The organism is Sphingopyxis sp. QXT-31 (assembly GCF_001984035.1).
Taxonomy (GTDB): Bacteria; Pseudomonadota; Alphaproteobacteria; order Sphingomonadales; family Sphingomonadaceae; genus Sphingopyxis.
In genome coordinates, this window is the sequence record NZ_CP019449.1 from 2,134,861 (window position 1) to 2,159,500 (window position 24,640).

Annotated in this window: 19 protein-coding genes and 1 riboswitch; of the genes, 9 read left to right on the forward strand and 10 right to left on the reverse strand. The window is 67.4% G+C overall.

The features are described 5' to 3' along the window. Positions 1 to 199: 199 nt before the first annotated feature. The 8 genes from BWQ93_RS10250 to BWQ93_RS10285 form a co-directional block, all read right to left on the reverse strand. Positions 200 to 1,384, reverse strand: coding sequence for a dipeptidase (locus BWQ93_RS10250; RefSeq protein WP_077030459.1), 1,185 nt, complete (start codon positions 1,382 to 1,384; stop codon positions 200 to 202). Then, positions 1,381 to 2,958, reverse strand: coding sequence for a serine hydrolase (locus BWQ93_RS10255; protein ID WP_077030460.1), 1,578 nt, complete (start codon positions 2,956 to 2,958; stop codon positions 1,381 to 1,383). Before BWQ93_RS10255 ends, BWQ93_RS10250 begins: the two co-directional genes overlap by 4 nt. Next, on the reverse strand, positions 2,955 to 4,094 hold the full coding sequence (locus tag BWQ93_RS10260; RefSeq protein WP_077030461.1) for a YkvI family membrane protein: 1,140 nt from the start codon (positions 4,092 to 4,094) through the stop codon (positions 2,955 to 2,957). The genes BWQ93_RS10255 and BWQ93_RS10260 overlap by 4 nt, the downstream gene beginning before the upstream one ends. Then, a complete protein-coding gene (locus BWQ93_RS10265; protein ID WP_077030462.1) occupies positions 4,091 to 5,131 on the reverse strand; it encodes a DUF1611 domain-containing protein in 1,041 nt (346 codons plus the stop codon). Before BWQ93_RS10265 ends, BWQ93_RS10260 begins: the two co-directional genes overlap by 4 nt. Positions 5,132 to 5,150: 19 nt before the next feature. Then, entirely contained in the window at positions 5,151 to 7,352 is a 2,202-nt protein-coding gene (locus BWQ93_RS10270; protein WP_077030463.1) for a TonB-dependent receptor, read from the reverse strand. 4 nt (positions 7,353 to 7,356) lie between these two features. Next, a complete protein-coding gene (locus BWQ93_RS10275; protein WP_077030464.1) occupies positions 7,357 to 8,499 on the reverse strand; it encodes a dipeptidase in 1,143 nt (380 codons plus the stop codon). Between the two features lie 178 nt (positions 8,500 to 8,677). Further along, entirely contained in the window at positions 8,678 to 9,685 is a 1,008-nt protein-coding gene (locus BWQ93_RS10280; protein ID WP_077030465.1) for a dipeptide epimerase, read from the reverse strand. Continuing rightward, positions 9,685 to 11,664 carry a serine hydrolase domain-containing protein gene (locus BWQ93_RS10285; RefSeq protein WP_077030466.1) on the reverse strand — a complete coding sequence of 660 codons (1,980 nt, stop codon included), beginning with the start codon at positions 11,662 to 11,664 and terminating at the stop codon, positions 9,685 to 9,687. Before BWQ93_RS10285 ends, BWQ93_RS10280 begins: the two co-directional genes overlap by 1 nt. Positions 11,665 to 11,804: 140 nt before the next feature. On the opposite strand from BWQ93_RS10285, the gene BWQ93_RS10290 reads away from it, so the two are divergent. Beyond that, positions 11,805 to 12,446 (forward strand): helix-turn-helix domain-containing protein, encoded by a 642-nt coding sequence (locus BWQ93_RS10290; RefSeq protein WP_077032321.1) that lies wholly within the window; start codon positions 11,805 to 11,807, stop codon positions 12,444 to 12,446. 179 nt (positions 12,447 to 12,625) lie between these two features. Here the strand turns inward: BWQ93_RS10290 and BWQ93_RS10295 are convergent, their stop codons facing one another. Continuing rightward, positions 12,626 to 12,886, reverse strand: a complete 261-nt coding sequence (locus tag BWQ93_RS10295) for a hypothetical protein (protein WP_077030467.1) — start codon at positions 12,884 to 12,886, stop codon at positions 12,626 to 12,628. 115 nt (positions 12,887 to 13,001) lie between these two features. Here BWQ93_RS10295 and BWQ93_RS10300 point away from each other — a divergent pair, with 115 nt between their 5' ends. Genes BWQ93_RS10300 through BWQ93_RS10310 form a run of 3 tightly spaced genes read left to right on the forward strand, consistent with a single transcriptional unit; the run spans position 13,002 to position 16,649 of the window. Then, on the forward strand, positions 13,002 to 14,471 hold the full coding sequence (locus BWQ93_RS10300) for an ATP-binding protein (protein ID WP_077030468.1): 1,470 nt from the start codon (positions 13,002 to 13,004) through the stop codon (positions 14,469 to 14,471). 54 nt (positions 14,472 to 14,525) lie between these two features. Next, positions 14,526 to 15,152, forward strand: a complete 627-nt coding sequence (locus tag BWQ93_RS10305; protein WP_077030469.1) for a LuxR C-terminal-related transcriptional regulator — start codon at positions 14,526 to 14,528, stop codon at positions 15,150 to 15,152. Next, complete coding sequence (locus BWQ93_RS10310; RefSeq protein ID WP_077030470.1) at positions 15,153 to 16,649, forward strand: hypothetical protein; 1,497 nt, start codon at positions 15,153 to 15,155, stop codon at positions 16,647 to 16,649. A gap of 137 nt (positions 16,650 to 16,786) precedes the next feature. Here the strand turns inward: BWQ93_RS10310 and BWQ93_RS10315 are convergent, their stop codons facing one another. Next, positions 16,787 to 18,796 (reverse strand): transglycosylase domain-containing protein, encoded by a 2,010-nt coding sequence (locus tag BWQ93_RS10315; RefSeq protein WP_156878347.1) that lies wholly within the window; start codon positions 18,794 to 18,796, stop codon positions 16,787 to 16,789. 336 nt (positions 18,797 to 19,132) lie between these two features. Continuing rightward, positions 19,133 to 19,355, forward strand: a riboswitch (cobalamin riboswitch). A 177-nt stretch (positions 19,356 to 19,532) separates the two neighbouring features. On the opposite strand from BWQ93_RS10315, the gene BWQ93_RS10320 reads away from it, so the two are divergent. Genes BWQ93_RS10320 through BWQ93_RS10340 form a run of 5 tightly spaced genes read left to right on the forward strand, consistent with a single transcriptional unit; the run spans position 19,533 to position 24,616 of the window. Beyond that, on the forward strand, positions 19,533 to 21,383 hold the full coding sequence (locus tag BWQ93_RS10320) for a TonB-dependent receptor plug domain-containing protein (RefSeq protein ID WP_077030472.1): 1,851 nt from the start codon (positions 19,533 to 19,535) through the stop codon (positions 21,381 to 21,383). Further along, positions 21,383 to 21,994 carry a cob(I)yrinic acid a,c-diamide adenosyltransferase gene (cobO, locus tag BWQ93_RS10325; RefSeq protein ID WP_077030473.1) on the forward strand — a complete coding sequence of 204 codons (612 nt, stop codon included), beginning with the start codon at positions 21,383 to 21,385 and terminating at the stop codon, positions 21,992 to 21,994. The genes BWQ93_RS10320 and cobO overlap by 1 nt, the downstream gene beginning before the upstream one ends. Further along, the gene (locus BWQ93_RS10330) at positions 21,991 to 22,848 is read left to right on the forward strand and encodes an ABC transporter substrate-binding protein (RefSeq protein ID WP_077030474.1); all 858 of its coding nucleotides are present in this window, start codon (positions 21,991 to 21,993) and stop codon (positions 22,846 to 22,848) included. Before cobO ends, BWQ93_RS10330 begins: the two co-directional genes overlap by 4 nt. Next, positions 22,845 to 23,846, forward strand: coding sequence for a FecCD family ABC transporter permease (locus BWQ93_RS10335; protein ID WP_077030475.1), 1,002 nt, complete (start codon positions 22,845 to 22,847; stop codon positions 23,844 to 23,846). Before BWQ93_RS10330 ends, BWQ93_RS10335 begins: the two co-directional genes overlap by 4 nt. Beyond that, on the forward strand, positions 23,840 to 24,616 hold the full coding sequence (locus BWQ93_RS10340) for an ABC transporter ATP-binding protein (RefSeq protein WP_077030476.1): 777 nt from the start codon (positions 23,840 to 23,842) through the stop codon (positions 24,614 to 24,616). Before BWQ93_RS10335 ends, BWQ93_RS10340 begins: the two co-directional genes overlap by 7 nt. The last annotated feature ends 24 nt before the right edge of the window (positions 24,617 to 24,640 follow it).

Below are 24,640 nucleotides of genomic sequence, written 5' to 3' on the forward strand. Positions count from 1 at the left end.
CCTGCTATGCGGATAAGCGACCCGTTACCAGCCCCCTTGAGGCAATGGGCTGACGGCCTTTGGTGAGCGAGATTAGTTTCGCGATAGCCTGATCCCCGGCGAAGGCCGGAGTCCAGACCTGCCGAAAGCCGACGTCGCATTGTCACGCTCTGGGCCCCGGCCTTCGCCGGGGATCAGGCTGGATGTTTCCGGCCTTTGCTCACTTCCCCTGTGCCGCCAGCACGCGCAATATATTGCCGCTCCACATCTTTTCGAGATCGGCGTCCGAATAGCCGGCGGCCTTTAGCCGCTCGGTGACCTTGGGCAGCGCCGAGATATCCTCGAACCCCGGCAGGCCGCCGCCGCCGTCCCAGTCGGCGCCGAAGCAGATATGATCGGGTCCCGCGACCTCGATCGCGCGCAGCACCATCTTCATATAGGCCTCGAAATCGGCCGCCCACAAAGGCTCGCTCTTGTCGAGTTCGCGCCATTTGCGGTTGAGCTCGGCCTGCTCTTCGGGCGGCAATTTCCCGATCCGCTCATATTGGCCGAACAGCGCGCCGCGCGCGGGCGTCATGTTCATCTCGGACATGAAGATCGTCGAAATACACATCGCCCCGCCCTTCGCCGCGAGCGCCTTCAGCCGCCCCTCGTCGAGGTTGCGCGGATGGTCGTTCGCCGAGCGCAGGCTCGAGTGCGAGAGGATGATCGGATATTTGGAGAGCGCGAGCAGCTGGTCGAAGGTCGCGTCCGACGCGTGGCTCGCGTCGATCACCATGCCCAGCCGGTTCATCTCGGCGACCCATTGCTTGCCGAGCGGGCTCAGCCCCTTCCACTTGGCCTCGCCGGTGGCGCTGTCGGCGAACTGGTTGGTCTTCGAATGCACCGGGCCCGCCATGCGGACACCCTTGTTGTAGAATTCGGCGAGCAGCGACACGTCCTCACCGAGCGGGTAGCTGTTCTCGATCGACTTGTAGGCGATGAGCTTACCCGCCTTGTCGAGCGAGCGCGCGTCGGCGGCGGTGAGCGCGGGACCGATGAGGTCGCCATGCTTCTTGATCGTCGCGTCGATCAGGTCCGAGCGGCCCCGCGCAAAGGCGAGCGCGTCGGCATAGCCCTGCGGCGTCAGCGGCCCCTGCTCGGTATAGATGACGAAGAAACCGCCATCGAGCGCGCCCGCCTTCATCCGCGGAATATCGACCTGGACGATGTCGCCCTCCAGCGTGTGCGGATCGGCGAAGCTCCACCCCGCGCGCTCGAAATGGAGCGAGGTGTCGAGGTGGGTGTCGAGCGTCAGGAAGCGGCTGTGCAGCGGGCGATCGTCCTTGGGCGCTGCGCCTTCCTCTTTCGCGGCGGTGCAGGCGGCGAGCGACGCGGTGGCCAGCAGGATCGCGAGATATTTCACTTCTTCTCCTCCACCGGCTTCAGGTCGAGATCGTGATAATCCCAGCTGAAATCGGCGATCTTGCTGACCGCCTTCATCGTCACCCCGGTGACCTTGCCGTCGGCGTCGAGCGCAAAGGTCACATAGGCGGGTTCGATCGCGGGGTCGTCATATTCGGTGACGAAGCTGTCATACTGCCAGTGCTTCAAACGCCCGACCATGCGCGGGGTCGAGGTGAAGTCGATCGTCAGCCCCTGCGCGGTGTTGGCGACGACGATGTCGCCGTACCAGGGATCGCGGTAGCGCCCGGCGTAGCGCGCGGGGTCGAGCGACGGGCCGACCTTGGCGGGCGACGCCTGCGCCTGCTTCAGATATTCGACGCCGCCGGCAAGCCGCTCCTTGTACCAATCCTGCCATTTCGTCGTCCAGCCCGTGTCGGGCTGGTCCAGATAATGGTCGAGTAGCCGGTAGGTCAGCCCCAGCAGCATGCCGCTCTCTTCATTGTTCATCATGATCGCGAAGCCGATGTTCTTGTCGGGGATCATCACGACGCGGGTGATCGAGCCGAACACCCCGCCGCCGTGCGAAATGATGCGGTGGCCGCGATAATCCTGCACCTGCCAGCCGAGCGCATAGGCTTGCTGCATCGGCCGCGCGGCTTTGAGCTGCTCGGGCAGCTGGGTGATCGGCATCGGGGTCACCGGCTTCCACATTTCCGCGGCCTGCGCTTCGCTGAACAGATATTTGCCGTTCGGCAGCGCGCCATGCGCGAGCTGGATCTTGAGCCATGCCGCCATGTCGTCGGCGCTGAGCGCGAGCCCGCCCGCCGGCGCGCCGTTGCGCCCCAGTTCGTCGCGCTCGTTCAGCGCCTGCTGGTCGCCGAGCCCGCGCAGCGGCCCGTTCAGCCGTGCGTGCGGCCACGAGCGGTTGGCAATGCGAAAGCGGTCCTCGCTATCGCTGGTCGCATTCTTCATGCCGCCGGGGCGCAGCAGCTTCTCGCGGATGAAGACTTCCCACGTCTTGCCGGTGACTTCCTCGATCAGCTGCCCGGCAACCGCGTAGAGGATATTGTCATAGGCGTAGGCGGAGCGGAAACTCGTCTTGGGTTTGAGGTACGCGACGCGCTGGACGGTCTGCTTGCGCGTCAGATTGGTGCGCGGCACGAACATCAGGTCGCCCTGCCCCAGCCCCAGCCCGCTGCGGTGGACGAGCAAGTCGCGGATCGTGATCTCGCGCGTGACCCACGGGTCGTACATGCGGAACCACGGCATATGCCGAATGACCGGGTCGTCCCAGCCGATCTTGCCCTCGTCGACGAGGATCGCGAGCGCCGCCGCGGTCATCGCCTTGCCGGTCGAGCCGGTCTGGAAGATCGTCTCCTTGTCGACCAGCGCACGCTCGCCGAGCTTGCGCTCGCCCCAGCCGCGCGACAGCGTGGTCTTGCCGTCCTCGACGATCGCGATCGACACCCCGGTGGCGCCGATCTCCTTGCGCAGCGTCTCGACCTCGGTGCCGAAGTCCTTCGGCGGTTCGGCCCATGCCGGAACGGCGGTCGCGACGAGCAGCGACAGCGCAAATAAACGGGCGTGTTTCATGACACGGTCTCCATGGAGGCAAGGGGGTTGGGACGCAGCAGGCGCCAGACGCCGATGGTGAGCAAAGGCGCGACGAACACGCCAAGGAACAGCCAGGCGAGGAAGCGGTAACCGCTGGCGATAAGGTCGACGAGGCCGATGCGCCCCGCGACGAAGATGCAGCCCGCGAGGATCACCGCGCCGATGACCGCGCGCGCGCCGGTGGTGAGCGGCGCGCGGCCGCGGCTCTCGATCGCGCCCGAGATGCGCTCGTTGATCGCATGCACCGCCCCCGCCCCGCTTTCGAGCAGCGCGGCGAAGATCATCACCTGGAACAGCACATGGAATCCCGGCACCGTCATCTGGCGGAGCAGGAAATCGGACGGCAGCGTCTCCGCACCGATCGCGGGATAGAAGGCCATCATCGCGACGAAGAAGAGGATCGCGGGCAGCATCGACAGCGGCCCCGCGATGATCCCCGCCAGCACCGCGTCGCGCTGGCTGGTAAGGTGGCGCAGCACCGGCAGGATCACCACCGCGCCGACGATATTGTAACTCGCATAGGTCAGCCCGCCCGACATCCAGTCGCCCGACGGCGGCGGTGCGGTCGCGAAACCCTGACCGATCAGGTCGCCGAAACTGGCCAGCGCGATGACGAGGAACAGCGCGTAGACGGTGTAGAGCAGGATCGAGACATATTTGAACATTTGCTCGACGACGCCCGTCCCCCAGGCGACGACCGCGGTGATCGACACGCCGAGCAACAGCGACCCCAACCATTCGGGCCAGCCGAAGGTCGCCGCGCCGATCGCCCCCGCCGCGGCGCCGAACACCGCGAGGATCAGGACGACGAAGATCAGGTAAGCGATCTCGAACGCGATCCAGCCTGGGCCGAGAAGCCCCTGGAAAAAGGCGCGATAGTCATAGGCGCCGAGCTTGCGCGCGAGCGCGAAAGTCACCGCGGCAACAAGGCTCCACACGAGCGTCGCGAGCAGCATCGCAGCGAGCCCGCCCCACGGCCCCGCGGGCACGAAATATTCGGCGAGTTCGCGCCCCGTGGCATAGCCGCCGCCGATGATCACCGCCTTGAGCGCAAAACCGGGGAGCAGGAAGCGCTGGAACCAGCTCGACCCTCCGGCTGGTTCGGCGATGCTCATGCGAGGCAGCTGTCCACGAGCGCGGCAAAGGCCGCGCCGCCGCGGATCGGGTCGGCGACCGGCAGGGCGAGCCGGCGGCTTTCGGCGCCGAGCAAAGCCTCGGCCTCGCCCGCGCCGAGGCTCGAGGTGTTGAGGCTGACGCCGCCGCAGCGGATCGCGGGATTGGTGCGGCTGCCGAGGCGGATCGTCAGGTCGATGACCTCCTCGACGCTCGGCAACGCGAAGCTTTCCATGCCCAGGATCACCTTGCGCGACGGATCGTGGCACACGACGAACACGTCGGGCTGGCTGCCGTGGAGCAGTCCCAGCGACACCGCGGCATAGGCGGGGTTGAAGATCGACCCCTGCCCCTCGATCACGTCCCAATGATCGGCGGGCGCATCGGGGCTGAGGATTTCGGCCGCCCCCGCCTCGAAGTCCGACACCACCGCATCCATCGGGATGCCGCCGCCGGCGATCATGATGCCAGTCTGGCCGGTGGCGCGGAAATCGGCGTCGAGCCCGCGCTCGGCAAAGGCGCGGTGCAGCGCGAGCGCGGTATATTTCTTTCCGAGCGCGCAGTCGGTGCCCACGGTGAGCAGGCGCTTGCCCGTGCGTTTGATCCCGGTGCCGATGGGGATATCGGCGGGCGGCGTGCGCACGTCGATCAGCCGCTGGCCGGTGCGCCGCGCCGCCTCGACCAGCGCGGGCACGCTGGTCAGCCGCGTGTGCAGCCCGGCGACGATGTCGAGCCCCGCCTCCATCGCCTCGATCAGGATCGCGACCCAGCTTTCGCCGATCACGCCGCCCTGGTTGGCAACCCCGATCACCAGCGACCGCGCGCCCGCCGCCTTGGCGGCTGCGGGGTCGAGCCGCGGCAAGCCGGTGGTGACGGTGCAACCCGCGGCGGAATACTCCCCGACGCAGCGGTCCGCCGCCCAGTCGGCAAGCCCGAAGGCGGTCTTCGCGAAGCTGGCTTCGGTGGTGTCGCCGAGGAACAGCAGATAGGGCTGCGGCAGGGTCAATCGTTCGGACAAGCGTCCGGTGGGCGCGTTCATCTGTTTCACTCCGGTCGCGTCAGAAGCCGGCCGTCAGCGTCGCGCCGATCGTGCGCGGACGGATGACCGCGGTACCGGCCGCGCCCAGCGGGATGTTGCCGGGCACTTCGAACGAGGTCTTGCCTTCGCTGTCGAACAGATTCTTGGCATAGACTTCCAGCGAATAGCGGCCGAAATCAAGGCCGGCGCGCAGGTCGACGACCTCGTAGGAGGGTAGGTAGCGCTGGCGGCCGTTGGCGCTGCGGAAGGCGAAGTCGAAGCCCGCGGGCTGTTTCGACAGGCTGCGCAGCGAGGCGCCGACATGCGCCTGGGTCTCGCCGCCAAGATCCCATTCATAATCGGCATTGGCGCCGATGCTGTATTTCGGCGTGTAGGGCAGCCGGTCGCCGGCAAGTCCGCCGACCTGCGCCGGGGTGTCGTCCTTCAGCGTCGCATCGGTGTAGGCACCGTTCAGCGAGAAGACGAGCCCGTTGGTGGGGCGCAGGTTCGCGGTGAATTCCAGGCCGTTGCTCTCGGCCTTGCCGCCGTTGAAGTTGATACCGAAATTGTTGACGATGCCGAACACCTGGATGTCCTTCCAGTCGATGTGGAAGGCGGCGATGTCGATGCCGAAGGTCCGGTCGGCGGTTTCGGCTTTCACCCCGACCTCATAGCTGATCAGCGAGTCCGAGCTGTAGGAGCCGAGTTCCACCGGCGCTCCCGGTGCCAGCACGTTCGGGCCGCCGGGGCGGAAACCCTTGGCGACGCGGGCATAGACGGTTGCCTGGTCGCTGATCTCGAAGCTCGGCGCGACCGAGAAAGTGAAGACATTTTCGGACGAGCGCGCAACCGGCAGCGTGTTCGGGCCGCCCGCCAGCACGCCGTCGGACACCTGCAGCGCCGATTGCTTGTTGTCGCTGTAGCGGCCGCCGAAGGTCAAATCGAAGCGCTCGCCCAGATGCAGCGTCGCATTGGCGAAACCCGCGATCTCGCGGTAGCGCGAACTGAGCTGCGCGACGCCGAGCAAAGGCAAACCCGCGACGGGCGTCAGGGTGCCCGGCTGGACCGCATTGAATTCCTGATCGATCAGGCCGCGTTCGCGCGTGTAATAGCCGCCGACCAACCATTCGAAGCTGTCGCTCTCGGGCGACTGGAGCCGCACTTCCTGCGTCAGGCGGCGGACGCGCGTCGTCTGCTGATTGAAGAAGTCGTTCGGGGTGCCGAACACCGCCTCGATCAGCCCGCCGAACTGGGTGGTGAGGTCGGCGCGGAAAACCTGCCGCAGCGTGCTGTAGCTCGTCGCGGAAACGAGGTTCGCGAAACCGAGGTCGGCTTCGACGACCGCACTATACACGCGATACTGCACGTCGGTGCCCTCGGGTACAAACTGCGACTGGGTCAGCCCGCCATAGAGGGTACGGCCGGTCGCGGGGTCGCTGTCGACATTGTTCGAGGCGTTGGTTTTCAGATTCTGCGAATAGGCGCTGAGCTGCACCGAAAAGGTTTCGCTGGGCCTGAACAGCAGCGAGGCGCGGCCGCCGTAGCTTTTGCTGTCGTTGATGTTCTTCTCGACGTCCGACCCCGCGGTGCCGATCGAGTCGATATAGCCGCCATAGTCGCGGTAGAAACCCGAGGCGCGGAAGGCGAGCGTATCGCCGAGCGGGATGTTGACCACCGCGCTGCCGAGGAAGGATTCGTCGCCGCCCTTGGTCGCCTCGACGCTGCCGCGCGCGCGGACCTCAAGCGCGCCGGTATCGGGCTTTTTTGTCACATATTTGAGCACGCCGCCCATCGAGCTGGCGCCATAGATGGTGCCCTGCGGCCCGCGCAGCACCTCGATGCGTTCGATGTCGAAGGTGTCGAAGTCGCCGGCCAAGATCGCACCATTCACGAGGCCGCTGCTCGACCCGAAACTCATTTCGTCCTGATAGACTGCAACCGTCGAGGCGACCCCGCCGGTGTTGACGCCGCGGATCACGAGGCGCCCGAAGCCCGGGGTGGTCTGGTTGAGCTGCAAGCCCGGAACGAGCTTCAGATAGTCGGAAAAGCTGATCGCCTGCACATTTTCCAGCGCATCGCCCGACACGACGCTGACCGATTGCGGCACGTCGATCAGCAATTGCTCGCGCTTCTGCGCGGTGACGACGATGTCGCTCTCGGACTCGCCGGCTTCTTCGGCATGGGCGGGCATGGCGGCGGCCAGTGCGGCCAAGCTTGCGGTAATCAGTACAGTCTTTTTCATCGTCTTACCCCCAGACTTGGCCGAGCAGGCGGCGGAAATTGCCCCCGAGCACGGCCGTGATGTTTTCATTGGAATAGTTGCGGCGAATGAGTTCTTCGGTCAGGTCGAAGACCTTCAGCGGATGGTCGAAGCCGTCGATGTCGATCTTGTCGCGAAAGCCGTAGCTGGCCTTGTAGCTGCCCTTGAGCGCGGCATATTCCGACGGCTCCATGTCGTCATAGCCATGGAGGTCGGCGTCGGAGCCGATTCCGACATGCTCGATCGCGGTGAGCTTCGCGACATGATCGATATGATCGGCCATATGCCCGACGTTGGTCGGGTCGCTCGCGCGGACGAACATGCGCACGCCGGTGATGCCCATCACCCCGCCCTTCGCGGCGAGCGCCTTGATCGCCGCGTCGGTCTTGACGCGCGGGTGATCGACCAGCGCGCGGGCGTTGCTGTGCGTGATCGCGATCGGGCCTTTGGCGAGTTCGATAGCGTCGAGCGTCGTCTTGTCGCCGCAATGCGAGACGTCGATCAGCATCTTCTGCTTTTCCATCTCGGCGATGATCGCGGCGCCATAGTCGCTGACCCCGCCGTCGACGCGCTCGGTGCTGCCGGATCCGATGCGGTTCTGGCTGTTGTAGGTGAGCTGCGCGCAGCGCAGGCCAAGGCGGCGGAAGGTCGCGACATCCTCGACGCGCGCAAAATGCTCGGCATTCTGGATGCCCATGACGACGGCGCATTTCCTGTCGGCCTTGGCGCGATCGAGGTCGGCGACGTCGCCGACGATGGTGAAGACATGCGCATTATGCCCGGCGAAATGCTGCCACGCGGCGAGATATTCGAGCGCCTGTTCGCGCGCATCGGGGCCGCCGAGGCCATAGGCGTTGTGGAATCCCGTGATCCCGCTGGCACGGAACTCGGCGGCTTCGGCGTCGGTCAGGCGGCGCGTCACATAGTCGGGCGACAGCGTGATCTTGAGCGGCGCGAGCATGTCGATGACCAGCGACGAGGCGACGAGATCGACCGCGCGGCGCGAATAGCGCTTCGCCGACGCGCCCGCAAAAGCGAAGGCGCCCCGATTGATCATCGGCGCGGACAAAGCGGCACCGACCGCACCCGCGATGACCGCGCGGCGCGTTACTGGGAATGACGTTGCCATCCCGATCCGACCTCCTGAAATTACAAATTCGAGACTATTGTCCTAATCAGAGAATTGTCAACCCAAATAGGACATCCATCTATCTATTTTCGTCACCCCGGGCTCCACTCGGGGTCCGCTCGGCCACATCGAATAGCGGGACCCCGGATCAAGTCCGGGGTGACGGAGGGGCTGGACCTCAGCCACCCCAGATTGCGTCCGGGCAATGGATCATCCCCCCGCGATATTCGACGCCCGGTTCGCGGTCCCGCGCGAGGAAGGTCGGGCCGTCGAGGTCGACGATGTCGCAGAGCTGACCCACCAGATAGGAGGGCGCCATCGACAGGCTGGTGCCCATCATATTGCCGACCATCACGTCGAGCCCGAGTTTCTTCGCCTGCCGCGCGATCGCGAGCCCCTCGGTCAGCCCGCCGCATTTATCGAGCTTGATGTTCACCACATCGAAGCGCCCGACGAGCGAGGCGGTGTCGGCGAGCGTCAGCGCGCTTTCGTCGGCGACGAAGGGGAGCGGGCGTTTCAGCCCGTCGAGATCGGCCTCGCGCCCGCGCTTCAGCGGCTGTTCGAGCTGCGCGACGTTATTTGCGGTCAGTATCGGGAGCAGTTTGCGCAGGGTGGCGACATCATAGCCCTGATTGGCATCGACCCCGATCCAAGCGTCCGCCCGTGCGGCACGGATCGCCTCGACGCGCGCGATATCGTCGTCGAGATCGCCGGTGAGCTTCACCTTTACCGGCGCCTCGGGATCGATGGCGAGCGCTGCGCGTGCCATCTTGCCCGGTTCGTCGGCGCCGAGGGTCAGCGTCGAGCGCAAGGCCTTGGGCGCGTCCAGCCCGGCGAGCTCCCACACGGGCCGCCCCGCCTGTTTCGCCTCGAGCTCCCAGAAAGCGCAGTCGAGCGCGTTGCGCGCGCCGCCCGCGGGGAGCAGGCTTTGTAATTCGGCACGCGTCGCCCCCGCCTCGATCGCCGCACGCACGCTCTGCGCCTGGCCCAGCATATGGTCGATATCGTCGCCGAGATAATAGACCCCCGCCCCCTCGCCGCGCCCCGCGTGCGTGCCGTCGGAAAGCTCGGCGACGAGCAACGCGGTCTCGGTGAAGACATGCCCCGAGATGCGGAAGGGCTGGTGGTAGGGAAAGCGCTCGACCCGAAGGTCGAGCGCCAGTTTCTGCCGGTCCATCGTCGCCATCAATACACCATGTCGAAGCCGTAGAGGTGGAAGACGAGCGTCACCCAGACGAGGACCAGCGCGGCGAGCACGAGCAGCACCGCGCCGAGCTTCATCGTCCAGGCGCGCTTGTCCTTGAAGGTGCGCATCAGATGCCAGCCCGCCGTCGCCAGCAAACCGAAGCTCGCGAGCGGGGTCAGGATGCGCAGCAGGTGGATCAGCCAGTCGAGCGGCCCGCCGATGCTGCCGATATCGGCCGAGAAGGCCGCGATCAGCGCGCCCCAGCCGACCAGCGCCGCGATAACCAGCCACGCGAAGACGCGCGACAGCCGGTACGCGCGAAGCGACGGCCCGGTGAGCGCGAACTCGGCCTTGTAGCTCCGCCGCACCAGCGAGCGCACCGGCCAGGCGAGCGCGGCGAGCACCACCATCGCCAGCGCGAAGAGCATCGCGGGGCTGAGCCAGGCGCTGTTGGTCGCCGCGGGCGCGGGTTCGAATACCATGAAGGGCGAGCCCGCGTCGACGCTCATCCGCACGACGCGGCCGTCCTTGACCTCGGCGGCGAGCCGCTCGCCGGTGCCGGTGTCGCGCCACACGAAGGGTTCGACCTCGACCCAGTCGCGCGCGCCCGCGCCGAGCCCGTCGAGCGCGGGGAAGCTGAGCTTGCCGTCTTCGGTCACCCCGATCTGCGCCTGCCCGAGCAGGCCGAGCACGCTCAGGAAGTTGGTGAAGCTGCCGCGGCTGCTGACATAATGGCCGACCATCATCTGCGCGTGCTGCTTCGCGGTCTTGGCGTCGACGGTACCGGGCTTTTCGGTGCCGGGCAGGTAGCGGTCGGCGAATTTGTGGAACAGCGCACTGCGCACCGCGCCCGCATCGCCCGCCTTCCCCGGGGCGTTCATCGAGATATAGACGCCGATGTCGCTGTCAGGGAAGAGCCACAGATAGGAGTGGAACCAGACGGTGTCGCCGCCGTGCGCGATCGCGCGGTGGCCGTTGACCCATTGCTCGTAGAAACCGAGCGCCATGCTGTTGAGCGGACCCACGCCGGGCGCCTTGTAATCGTGCATCATCTTCGCGGTTTCGGGCTTCATCAGCCCGGCGCCGTCGTTGAGGTGCGCGATCATGAACTTGGCCATGTCGGCGCCCGACGCCGACAGGCTGCCCGCGGGTGCGGGGATCACCATTTCGAAGGGCTGCGCCTTCTGCGTGATGTCGGGATAGCCCTTCGACATATGCGCTTCGAGGGCCTTGGGCAGCGGCTGGCGGAAGGTCGCGTGCGTCATGCCGAGCGGCTTGAAGACATGGTTTTCGACATAGCTATCGAAATCCTCGCCGCTCACCCGCTCGACGATATAGCCCGCGAGCGCGGTGGCGTAGTTCGAGTAAGCGGGGGTCGTGCCCGGCGCGAAGACGCGTTCGGGCAGCGCCAGCGGCATCTGTTTCTTCAGCGTCATCACCGCCTTGGGATCGCTGCTGATCAGGTGGCGCACCGATTCCTCGAAGCCCGCGGTGTGCGTCATGATGTTGCGCATCGTGATCGGCTTGCCCTGATAGGCGGGAATCTTGAAATCGAGATAGGCGTTGACGTCCTTGTCGAGGTCGATCTTGCCCTGCTCGACCTGCTGCATCACCGCGGTCCAGGTGACGAGCTTAGACACCGAGCCGGGGCGGAAGAGCGTCGATTCGGGGAGCACCGGCGCGCGTTTCGCGACGTCCGAATAGCCATAGCCCTTCTCCAGCACGACCTGACCGTCCTTGACGACGACAACCACCGCGCCCGGAATACGCCCGCGTTCGAGCGCATAAGGAAGATAACCGTCGAGCCACGCCTCGAGATCGGCGCGGTCGAGCGCGACCGGCGCGGCGGGCACTTTCACCGCGGGCAGCGCGGGCGCCTCGGCCTTTTTGACGGGCGGCGCGGGAACCGGCCCCTGCGCCATCAGCGGGACCGCGGCGAGCGCCGCCAGTCCGATCATCAGCTTGCGAACGAAACGCATCGCCACCTCCCTTTTTGCGGCGCCCTCACTGGCCCTTGCAGCGAGCGGCGCGACCCCTTACCAAGGACCGACACATGTTAGCCCAATAGGGACATAATGATCCTGATTAGAAAATTGTCAAACGGCTTATGGCGACCTTGATGGCAAACCGCACCAAACCGCCGACGCTCGGCGAGGTGATGCGCGGGATAAGGTCGCGGAATCGCTGGACGCTCAAGGAAATGAGTGCGAAATCGGGCATCCCCGTGTCGACGCTGTCAAAGGTCGAGCACGACCGGCTGACGCTCAGCTATGACAAGCTGCAGCAGCTCAGCCAGCGGCTCAACATGCGCATGTCCGATCTGTTCGCCGAAGAATCGGAAGAAAGCTCGCCGCGCGTGACCGGGCGGCGCAGCGTCGGCACGATCGACAATGCGGTGCGCGTGACCACCGACAATTACGATTATCATTATCTGTGCACCGATCTCCGCCAGAAACGGATGATCCCGATCCTGACGCGCATCCGCGCGCACAGCGCGACCGAATTCGGCGAGCTCGTCCACCATCAGGGCGAGGAGTTCATCTATGTTCTCGAGGGCCGGATGGCGGTGCACACCGAATTCTACGACCCGATCGTGCTCGAGGTCGGCCAGGGCATCTATCTCGATTCGTCGATGGGCCACGCCTATGTCGTCGCCGAGGGTTGCGACGAGGCGCTGGTGCTGGGGGTATGTTCGAGCGCCGACGACGGGCTGATGGATTCGCTGATGAGCCTTCACGCGGAGGGGGAGGGGGGGCTGTAAAGCCCTCTCCCCTTGAGGGGAGAGGATAGCGCAGCTTGCTCCGTCAGGAGCTAGCGAAGCTTGGAGAGGGGTGCTTGGACGCTGGCGGTCGGAAACCCCTCTCAACTCCGGCTAGGCAGCAAGCTGCCAAGCCTGCGCATCTCTCCCCTCAAGGGGAGAGAACAACGCTTCGCTCCGACTCAGCCCTCCCCAGCCCTATCAATCAGATCCATGAAATCGCGCGCCGAATTGCGGTCGGCCTCGTCCTTGAAAGCCACATCCAGATCGGGCGCCGCGCCGAGCATGTAGAGCAAGGCCCACAAGGCAAAGCGCCGCGCGCCGTTGGTTTCGAGCCCGAAATCGACCTGCATCCGCTCGGTTCCCGCGGCGAGCGCCGCAGGCGGGATCGCGCCGAGGTCGGCGGTGCCGAAATAGCGGCGGAGCTGGTCGTCGAAGTCCATGGCCGCCCTCCTCGCCCCGCGCGAGACGCTTGGCAAGCATCGACCGCGTAAAAATCCGACGGACCGCGCCGCGCTCCGGTTGTCATCGGCATGGGCGCCCGATAGGGCGGCGCGCGTGAATATCAGCATCGACATCGGAACCGACGCCGGGGGGCAGCCGGTGCAGATCGACGTCCAGGAACTGCTGGCGACGCGGTTGCTCGTCCAGGGCAATTCGGGGTCGGGCAAGTCGCACCTGCTGCGCCGCCTGCTCGAGGAAAGCGCTGCGATGGTGCAGCAGGTGATCATCGATCCCGAGGGCGATTTCGTCACCCTCGCCGACGCCTACACCCATGTCGTGATCAACGGCGGCGACTATAACGAGCGCGAGATCGCGGCGATGGGCGCGCGCATCCGCGAGCATCGCGCCTCGGTCGTGCTCAGCCTCGAATCGCTCGACCTCGAGGCGCAGATGACCTGCGCCGCGGCGTTCCTCAACGCATTGTTCGATGCGCCGCGCGAGCACTGGTTCCCCGCTTTGGTCGTAGTCGACGAGGCGCAGATGTTCGCGCCCAGCGTCTCGGGCGACGTCTCCGACACCGTCCGCCGCGCCAGCCTGAGCGCCATGACCAATCTGATGTGCCGCGGGCGTAAACGTGGTTTGGCGGGCGCGATAGCGACGCAGCGGCTCGCCAAGCTGGCGAAGAATGTCGCCGCCGAGGCCAGCAATTTCCTGATGGGGCGCACCTTCCTCGACATCGACATGGCGCGCGCCGCCGACCTGCTCGGGATGGAGCGCCGCCAGGCCGAGGCGATCCGCGACCTCGAACGCGGTCATTTCCTGGGGCTCGGCCCCGCGATCTCGCGCCGCCCGCTGTCGGTGCGCATCGGCGCGACGCGGACCGCGACGCGGATGGGGACGCACAGCCTGATGCCGCTGCCGAGCGCCGACGGCGCCGACATGCGCTCGATGCTGTTCACCGAGATGGAGGCGCCCGTCGCGCCGCGCGTCGCGCCCGAGCCCGAGCCGGTGGCGGCGGATGAGCTGCTCGAACGCATCGCCGCGCAGGACGCGCCGCACGAGGGCGAGGAAGGCCCGCCGGTGCTCGACATCGTCGCGGCGGTGGAGGTGGCCGAGGCGAGCGACGCCGTGATCGTCTCGACGCTCGAGGAAATGCTCGCCGACCCCGATTGCGCCTTCCACCCCGAGGCGTTCCTCTACCAGGATTTCACCGTCCGCTGCCGCATGCAGCGCCTGTCGAAGGTGCCGCTCGACCTCGCCGCCTTCCGCCGCCGCTTCGCGCTCGCCAAGGGCGGCGTGCTCGACCCCGGCGAGACGCGCTGGCGTGAGGCGCTGGTCGTGGCGGGCCGGCTGCCCGACGAGATGGTCGCACCCTTCCTGCAGATCGTGCGCGCCGCGATGGACGGCGAGCCCTGCCCCGACGACGAGATCCTCGGCCGTGCCTATGGCAGCCGCTCGCCGGGGCGCATCCGCCGGCTGGTCGAGTATATGGAAAAGCAGGGCGCGATCGTCGTGCGCTCCGATTTCGGCGGGCGCCGCTCGATCGGCATCCCCGAACTGGGGCTGAGCACCGAGGCCGAATAGCGCTGGAAACGCCGGATCCTTTTCCGTAGCTTGGGTGCGGGGGGAACAGCGGCCATGCAGGTCCTGATTTGCGACGATCATCCGTTCATGGCGCGGGCGCTCGCGATGGCGATGGAGCATGCGCTCGATGCTGAGGTGACCGTCGTTCACCGCTTCGCCGACGCCGCCGCGACCGCCGCGACGCTGAGTGACCTCCGCCTCTGCCTTGTCGATTTCCATATTCCCGGCGAGGATAGCGCCACGGGGCTCGGCGCCTTGCGCGCGGCGGCGCCGGAGTCGCGGCTGCTCGTTTTTTCGGGGTCGGAGGCTGACGCCGATTTGCGTATCGCGCTCGCGGCGGGGGCGCATGGTTTCCTGCCCAAATCGGCATCGCCCGATGTGATCGAAGCGGCGGTGAAGCTGGTCCTCGCGGGCGGGCGCTACCTGCCCGAGCGCGTCGTGACGCTGGCGTTCGGTACGGCCGAAGCAGCCCCGGCCCTGCCCCGCGCCGATACGCTCACCGGCCGCCAGCGCGACGTGCTCGATCATGTCGCGCGCGGACTGTCGAACAAAGAAATCGCACGCGAACTCGCCATCTCGCCCGCAACGGTGAAGGTGAATGTCGCGCAGATCATCGGCATCTTGGAGGCGAGCAACCGCACCGAGGCCGTGGCGAACGCGCGCCGCGCCGGGCTGATCTGATTGTCCGCGGCCGATCCCTTAACTGACGAACGGCAGGTCCACCGCGAAATCCGCGCGAGCGAATCGCGGCTCGAATTCGCGATGGCGGGCATCTTCACGATCCTGATCGCGGGGACGCTCACCTATGTCTACCAGCTGTTCGCGCCGCTGGTGCCTGCGACGAACCTCCACATATGGGCGTCGTTCACCGCCTTCGTCACGCTGGTGATGGCGGTGACGCCGATTATCTTCTTCATCCGCCGCCCGAGCGAGCAAGCGATCGAACGTTACTGGAGCCCCTTCGGCAAGCTCGTCGCGATCCTGTTCGACCTGTCGGCGGCGGCGAGCGTGTGGCTGCTGCTCCCTTTCGCCAGCGAACCGCTGCAACTCTTGATGGTGATCTTCTATTCGGCGGCGATCAGCGGACAGGTGATCTCGACCGCCGAATCGATCGGCACCAATGTCTTCGCGGTGCTCAGCATCTTCGGCTCGGCGGCGATCTTCTTCCTCCAGGCCGATACCGAATATGCGGGGTCGGTCGCGGCTTTCCTGATGGCGTTCGGCGGGCTGATGATCGTCGTCGCATTGATTTTGAAACAGGCGATCCGCTCGGCGATCGCCAGCCGCCTCGCCGCCGAAAGGCTGTCGGGCGAACTCGCGATCGCGCTCGAGGATGCGCAGGACGCGCGCGAAGGCGGCGACGCGCTGCGATGCGGCGTCGGCCGGGTCGAGCGCGATCGCCCGCTCGGCCGCCACCCCCGTGAGCCCGAGGTCGCCGTTCATATAGGCCGCCGACGCCAGCGCCGCGAGCGCGCGACCGTCGGCGGGACGGAGCAGCGCGGCGCGCGCAAAATGGTCGGCGGCCTGGTCGTATTTCCCTTGGTCGAAGGCGACGCGCCCCGCCATCGCCGCGGGCCAGTACTGCCCCGGCTCGGCGCGCCCGGCGAGGTCGTAGCCCGCCTGCGCGAGGTCGAGGGCCTGGGCGTCGGTCTCGCCGCGCATCTGCCAAGCGAGCGCGAGCAGCGCCTGATTGCCGCCGTGGCGCGGCTGGGGCGCTACGAGTTCGGAAAGCAGTCCGATCGCCTTGGCGCTGTCACCGCTGCGCAGCGCCGCGGCGCCCTGCCCCGCCAGCGCCGCGGGGCTTTCGGCCGAGAGGTCGACGGGCGCGGGTTCGCGCTTGCGCGCTTCGGCGGGCGGCGCCGCGAAGGCGAGCAAGGACGCGCCGGCGAGCGCCAGCCTCAGCGAATGACGGTTCATGATTTTTCCGCTGAGCCGCGGGGCGCCGGACGCAGCGATCGGCGCGCCCCGCGGCGTCGATGCGATAGGTGTCGTTTTCGCGCGGGCAGGTCGTGGGCAGATAGCCCATCGCCATCGGCTGGCCCGTGCGGTTCAGGCTGGCGCCGCACACGTCGCGCCCTTCGCGCACGAGCAGCCGTTCGTGGCTCGCGCGCTGGCAGACCGGCGGGACCGAAGGCTCGGCAGCGGCGATGGCAGGCAGTGCGCCTGCTGCCGCGATGATCGCGATGATCAAACCCACTGCAGGATCAAGCCGCATTGCCGACTCCCCTTTCACGCAGGAGGAGTGTGCGGCGCGGCGGCGGCGGGCGCATCGCCCGGACGGGCTAGCCCGATGGCCTAGCCCGGCTGCCCTTGGCCTATGGAGGCTGCGGCTGGGGTTCGGGCGGCGGCGGCTCGGATTTGGGGATCGGGAGCTTCAAGTCGATGCGCGTGCCGCCGATCTCGGTCGTGATCACCGCATTGCCGTCCTGCACGCCGACCTGCGTCGACTCGCCCACCGGGATCGCGCCGATGTCGGGGACGTCGAGCGGCTGGACGGGGTCGGTGGGGCGGCTCTTCACCGGCGCCGCACGCTGGCCTTTGCCCGACGCCTGCACCATGAAGTCGCGCCAGATGCGCGCGGGGATGCTGCCGCCGGTCACCCCCGCGAGCGGGGTGTTGTCGTCGTTGCCGACCCACACGCCGACGACGAGCCCGTTGGCATAGCCGACGAACAGCGCGTCGCGGCTATCCTGGCTGGTCCCGGTCTTGCCGAAGTTGGCGGTCGGCAGCCGCGCTGCGCGGCCGGTGCCGCGATTGACCGCGGCGCGCAGCAATTGTTCGATCGCCTCATGATCGCCCGACGAGAAGCTGTCGGGGCCCGACATGAGGCTCTCGAACCAGCCCGGCTCCTCAGCCTTGAAGGCATGCGGCTCGACCGGGTAGCGGTTGCCGGCCACCCCGGCATAGGCCGCGGTGAGTTCCATCAGCGTCATGCTCGACGTGCCGAGCGCGAGGCTGGGGTCGCCCTCGGCGAGCGGCGCAGTGACGCCGAGCGCGCGGGCGAGCGCGATGACCTTCTCGCTCCCGACCTCGTTGAACAGGCGCACCGCGGCGACATTGCTCGACGTGGCGAAGGCATCCTCGAGCGTGATGGTGTCCGAATAGGCGCCGCCAGCATTCTTGGGCCGGTACGAACCCGTCTCGATCGCCCGATTGTCGATGGTGTCGTCGGGGTCCCAGCCGGCTTCGAGCGCGGCGAGATAGACAAACAATTTGAAGGTCGAGCCCGGCTGGCGCCGCGCCTGCGTCACGCGGTTGAAGGGCGAGGCGGCATAGTCGCGCCCGCCTACCATCGCGACGACCTCGCCATTGGGGCGCATCGCGACCAGCGCGACCTGCGCCTTGCCGAGCGCCGCGCCGTTCACCGCGCGCCGCGCCGCGGCCTGCAGCCGCGAATCGAGCGTCGTGGTGATCGTCTGGCGCGAATAGCCGACGTCGCTCTGCTTGCGCGCTTCGGGCAGCGCCCAGTCGGCGAAATAGGTCCCCGTGGGCAGCGTATTGCGCGTGCGGACGTCGATGCGCGGGGTGCGCATCGCCTTGGCCTCGGCCTCGGTCAGGTAACCGACGTCGGCCATCGCGCCGAGCACCAGCCGCATCCGCGCTTCGGCGAGCTTGGGGTTCTTGGTCGGCGCTAGCCGCGAGGGCGCCTGCACCAGCCCCGCGAGCATCGCCGCCTGCGCCTTGGTCAGCTTTTCGGGCTGGCGATAGAAATAATGCATCGACGCGGCGCGCAGCCCATAGGTGTTGTCGCCGAAATAGGCATTCGAGAGATAACGCTCGAGGATCTCGTCCTTCGAAAGCCAGGCCTCGAGCCAGAAGGCGATCAGCGCCTCGCGCGCCTTGCGGCCGAGCGTCTTCTTGGGCGAGAGGAAGGTGAATTTCGCGAGCTGCTGGGTGATCGTGCTGCCGCCCTGCGTGCGCCCGCCGGTGACATTGGCCCAGACGGCGCGCGCGATGCTGCGCGGATCGACCCCCCAATGGCTGTAGAAGCGCCGGTCCTCGATCGCGAGAAAGGCCTGTTTCACATGGTCGGGCAGCGCGTTCGCCTTCACCGGATCGTCGACGATCGCCCCCATGCGCGCGATCGGCGTGCCGTCGGAGGCGAGCAGGGTGATCTGCGGCGGCGCGATCGGTTCGAGCGACTTGGACAGGGGCGCGGTGATCGCGAGCCAGCCGACGAGCAACAGGAAGAGCAGGAAGGCGATGCCGAGGACGCGGCGCACGCGCCGCCAGCGGCGCCGGCGCGGCGATTCAGGTGTAGGCGCGGGCCCGGCGCCGGGGTCGGGGATCGGCGCGAGGCCCGGCTCTTCGGTCGCGGGCGGCATGGTCACGGGACGGCGAAATGAAAACATCTTCGGCGCCGTATTAAATGGCCAATACAGCCTTGGCAAATGACTTGGTGGGTTGGGGGTGTGAGGGCGCTGGCGAGCGGCGGCTTTGGGGTGGGGAGCTGCCGTTGATTTTATGGATCGTCATCCCGGCGAAGGCCGGGATTTCACCCTATCCGCCTGACGCACCGTTGAGATCCCGGCCTTCGCGGGGATGACGATAGTGGAATAGGCGAATGTCCACTTCCGCCCGAAACCCGCCACGCCCCATCCGCAAAAGCCGATTGCCAAAACCTCCCGCTCGTTTATGGGCACCCCCGCGAAAGCCTCGGCTTCCGCAAAGATCGCGCCGGTGCCCGAAAGGGCTTAAAATGGGAACGCGGTGAGAAGGGCCTGCCACCAGGGCCTTCGATTCCGCGGCTGTCCCTGCAACTGTAAGCGGCGAGCGCGATGCACCGGTCCGGCACCGTCGGGCCAGCCACTGGGGCAACCTGGGAAGGCGTGCATCGAGCCCTGACCCGCGAGCCAGGAGACCTGCCGGCGTGGGTCGCTCAATGCCTCGGTCCAGGGAAAGGCCATGGCACGGAGACTTCCGTCGAGCGACGACCAAGGCGGGCTGGAGCCGCCTTCGGTGCGGGGGATCAGGCGAATACGCCCGTCCGCCCCTCGCCCGGTCGGTCGCGTCCGCGCTCGGCAGGCTCCCGCCCACGCTCATGGCGTGCGGGGGTTTCCCATGTTTAAGACTATGCTTCTTTCCACCGCCGCGCTTGCGGTCTCCACCAACGCGCTCGCCGCCGAAAGCCCCGAGGACGAGATCGTCGTCACCGCATCGGGCATCGAGCAACCACGCGACGAGACCGGCCAGGCGATCACCATCATCGACGCCGATACGATCGAGACGCGCCAGACGGTCGACGTCGTCGACCTGCTGGCGACCACGCCCGGCGTGCGTTTCAGCCGCAACGGCAGCACTGGATCGGTCGCGGGCATCTCGCTGCGCGGCGCCGAGACGACGCAGACGCTGGTGCTGATCGACGGGGTCAAGGTCAACGACCCGAGCGGTATCGGCGACGGCTATGACTTCGGCCATCTGCTCACCGCCAATATCGACCGGATCGAGGTGCTGCGCGGTTCGAACTCGGTCGTCCATGGCAGCCAGGCGATCGGCGGCGTCGTCAGCCTGACGACGGCCCGCCCCGCCGAGGGCTTCGCCGCCAACGCCTCGGCCGATTATGGCTATAGCGACACTTTGGGCGCCAAGGCCGATGTATCGGGCACGACGGGCCGCATCTCGGGCGGTATCGGCGGCGCCTATTTCCGCACCGACGGCATCTCGTCGGCCGCAGTCGGGACCGAGAAGGACGGCTACAAGAATTTCGCGGGCAATGCGCGGCTGAAGGTTGCGTTCAGCGATGCGCTTAGCCTCGATCTGCGCGGCTATTATATCCACGCCGACCTCGATTACGACAGCTTCTTCGGCGCGCCCGCCGACAGCCCCGACGTCGCGAAGCTCGGCCAGTATACCGGCTATGCCGGGCTCAATCTCGCGCTGTTCGACGGCCGCTTCACCAGCCGCGCGGCGGTGACCTGGCTGCAGAACGACCGCGATTATTATTTCGTGCGCGGCACCGCGCCCGATTACGGCTATTCGGGCACCAACCTGCGTTTCGAATATCAGGGCGTCGTCGCGCCGAGCGAGACGGCCAAGCTGATCTTCGGTTACGAGCATGAGCGCCCCGATTACGACTTCTTCGGCTTCGGATCGACCGACAGCCAGAAGGCGGATATCGACAGCGTCTATGCGCTCGCCATCGTCCAGCCGCTGACCGGCCTGGCGCTGACCGGCGGGGTGCGCCACGACGACCATAGCCAGTTCGGCGGCGCCACCACGCTAGGTGCCAATGCCAATTATTCGCCGAACGGCGGCGCGACCAACATCCGCGCGAGCTATGGCGAGGGTTTCAAGGCGCCGTCGCTCTACCAGCTGTTCGACGCGTTCAGCGGCAATGCGGCGCTGCGCCCGGAACGCTCGAAAAGCTATGACGTCGGCATCGACCAGAATTTCGCCGAGGGCCGCGCGACGCTCTCGCTGACCGCCTTCCTGCGCAACACCACCGACCAGATCAACTTCGACAATGCGACCTTCACCTATGGCAATATCGACCGCACGCGGGCGAAGGGTGTCGAGGCGGCGCTGGCGCTGCGCCCGGTCGACGCGCTGAACCTCAGCGCCTCCTACAGCCTGATCGACGCGCGCGACCGCTCGGGCCGCCCGGCGTTCGACGGCAACCGCCTGCCCCGCCGCGCCGAGCATGCCGCCAGCCTGTCGGTCGATTATGACTGGGCGTTCGGCCTGTCGACCGGCGCGACGCTGACGATGGTCGGCGACAGCTTCGACGATTTCGCGAACAATGTCCGCCTCGACGGTTACGCGCTCGCCGGGGTGCGCGCATCCTTCCCGATCGGCGAAAAACTGGAGCTTTACGGTCGCATCGACAATCTGTTCGACGCCGATTACGCCACCGCCTTCAACTACGGCACCTATGGCCGATCGGCCTATGGCGGCGTGCGGGTGCGCTTCTGATGAAGCCCGCCCGCACCGACGCCGAGCATAAGGCGAAGATGCAAAAGCTGCAGGCGGCGCAGGCGAAGAAGGTCGCGACCAAGACCGTCGAGAAGGGGCTGGTCATCGTCCACACCGGGCCGGGCAAGGGCAAGACCTCCGCCGCGCTCGGCATGGCGATCCGTGCGATCGGCCATGGCATGAAGGTCGGCATCGTCCAGTTCGTCAAGGGCGCGATGGCGACCGGCGAGAAGGCGGTGTTCGACCGCTTTCCCGAGCTTGCCGAATTCAAGCCGATGGGCGAGGGCTTCACCTGGGACACGCAGGACCGCAGCCGCGACATCGCGGTCGCGCGCGCCGCATGGGAAGAGGTCAAGCGCATGATCGCCGACCCCGCGTACAAGATGGTCATCGCCGACGAGCTCAACATCGTGCTGCGCTACGACTATCTGCCGGTCGATGAAGTGCTGGCGGCGCTCGCGGCCAAGCCCGTAATGACGCATGTCGTAATCACCGGGCGCAACGCGCCGCAGGCGCTGATCGACGTCGCCGACCTGGTCACCGAAATGGCGCAGGTCAAGCATCCCTTCCGCGAACAGAATGTCCGCGCGCAGGCGGGGGTCGAGTTTTGAAGCCGGCCGGGCTTGGCGGTGCGGCACTGCTGCTCGGAGGCGCGGGCGCGTTGTGGGCGGCCGTCCCGGCCCCGGCCGCCAAGGCACCCGCGCTCCCGCAACGCATCGTCTCGATCAACCTCTGCGCCGACCAGCTCGTGCTTGCGCTCGCCGATCGCGGGCAGATCGCGGGGTTGACCAAGAATGCCACCGACGTCGAAATGTCGGGCGAGGCCGCGAAGGCACGCGGCATCCCCCAACTCAGCAATTCGGCCGAGCAGATTCTGGCGATCGAACCCGATCTGATCGTCGGCATGCCCGCGAGCCGCAGCGCGGCGCTCGCGGCATTACCGCAGGCCGATTATCCGCTGCTCGACCTCGAGACCGCCGACCGGCTGGACCAGATCTATGCGTCGATCCACCAGACCGCGACCGCCGTCGGCCACCCCGCGCGCGGTGAGGCGCTGGTCGCGCGCATGCGGGGCGAACTGGCAGGATTGCCCAGACCCGGGCGCGGGCGGGTCGCGGCCTATTATCAGCGGCGCGGCTATATGACCGGCACCGGCACGCTGATCGACGAACTGATGGGCCGCGTCGGGCTGGTCAATCTCGCGGGCAAGCTCGGCAAGCCGCCGCTGTCGCAATTGAGCCTCGAGGAGATGGTCGCGGCGCGCCCCGACTTCCTGATCGTCGAAAGCGCCACCGACATCGTCACCGACCAGGGCAGCGAGATGCTGCACCATCCGGCGCTGAAGGACATCCCGCGGATCAGCGTACCGCAGGCGTGGACCGTCTGTGGCAGCCCCGCTTATACGCAGGCCGCGCGCAGCATCGTGGACCAGATCGCGCGCCACGATGCGGGAGGCGCATCATGAGCCGCTTCGCTCCGCCGCGCTGGACGCTGGTCGCGTCGCTCGCCGCATTGACGCTGGTGGCCGCGGTCGCGTCGCTGCTCTTCGGCGCGGTCGATCTGTCGGTCGCACGCCTGCTCGCCGCCGCGACGGGCGATGGCGACAGGGTCGCGACGATCATCCTTTTCGACCTCCGCCTGCCGCGCACCTTATTGGCGCTAGCGGTCGGCGCGATGCTCGGGCTCGCGGGCGCGGCGTTGCAGGGCTATCTGCGCAATCCGCTCGCCGAGCCCTCGGTGCTCGGCACCTCGAACGCCGCCGCGCTCGGCGGGGTCGCGGCAATCTACTTCGGGCTCGCCGAGTTGCATCCGCTGATGCTGCCCGTGCTGGCCACCGGCGGCGCTTTGCTGTCGCTGCTACTGCTCTTCGCGCTCGCGGGCCGCGCCGAAAGCCCGCTGACCTTGATCCTCGCCGGCATCGCCGTGGGAACGCTCGCAGTCGCGGGGACCAGCCTCGCGCTCAACCTGTCGCCCAATCCGTTCGCGGCGATGGAGATCATGACCTGGTTGCTCGGCAGCCTCGAGAACCGATCCTTCGACCATGTCTGGATCGCGCTGCCCTGCATCGTCATCGGCGGCGCGATGCTGCTGTGGAATGGCCGCGCGCTCGATGCGCTGACGCTTGGGGAAGACGCGGCGCAGGCGCTCGGCACCGATATCCGCAGGTTGCGGCTGCGGCTGCTGGTGGGCACCGCGATCGGGGTCGGCGGCGCAGTCGCGGTGTCGGGGGCGATCGGCTTCGTCGGGCTGATCGTGCCGCACCTGGTCCGCCCGCTCACCGACCGCAGCCCCTCGGCGATCCTGCTGCCCTCTGCAATCGGCGGCGCGGCGCTGCTGACCTTCGCCGACCTCGGCGTGCGGATCATTCCGACCACCAACGAGCTCAAGCTCGGCGTCGTCACCGCCTTCCTCGGCGTGCCGGTCTTCCTCCTCCACCTGATGCGGGAGCGGCGGATATGGTGAGCCTGACCCTCGAAAACGTCGGCGTGACGCTCGGCCGCCGTGCGGTGGTGAAGAGCGTCAGCGCCGCCTTTGCGCCCGGCACGCTCAGCGGCATCGTCGGCCCCAATGGCGCGGGCAAGTCGACGCTCGCGCGGGCGATGCTCGCGCTGGTCCCCGCAACCGGGCGCGTGCTGCTCGATGGCCAGGATGTCGCGGCGACCCCGCGCGCCACGCTCGCACGGCGGATCGCCTATCTGCCGCAGGGGCAGACGTTACACTGGCCGCTCACGGTCGAGCGGCTCGTCGAATTGGGCCGGCTGCCCCACCTCGCCCCGATGTCGAAGATCGCCGAAGCCGACAGCGCCGCCATCGCCCGCGCAATGGAGCGCGCCGACGTCCTCGATCTGAAAGGCCGCATCGCGACCGAATTGTCGGGCGGCGAGCGCGCCCGCACGCTGTTCGCGCGCGCGCTGGCGGTCGAGGCGCCCGCGCTGATCGCCGACGAGCCGCTCGCGAGCCTCGATCCCGGCCACCAGATCGACGTGATGGAGCTGATGCGCGCCGAGGCCGACGCCGGCGCGCTGGTGATCGCGGTGCTTCACGATCTGACCATGGCGGCGCGCTATTGCGACCGGCTGCTGCTGATCGACGGCGGCCGCGTCGCCGCGGACGGGACGCCCGCCGAGGTGCTGACGCCCGAGTTGTTGCGCCGGGTCTATGACATCGAGGCGCGGGTCGAGACCGGCGGCGACTGGCCCACGGTCACGACCTTCGGCCGCGCGCCGCGCTAGGCAATTGACCGCCGCCCCGGAATC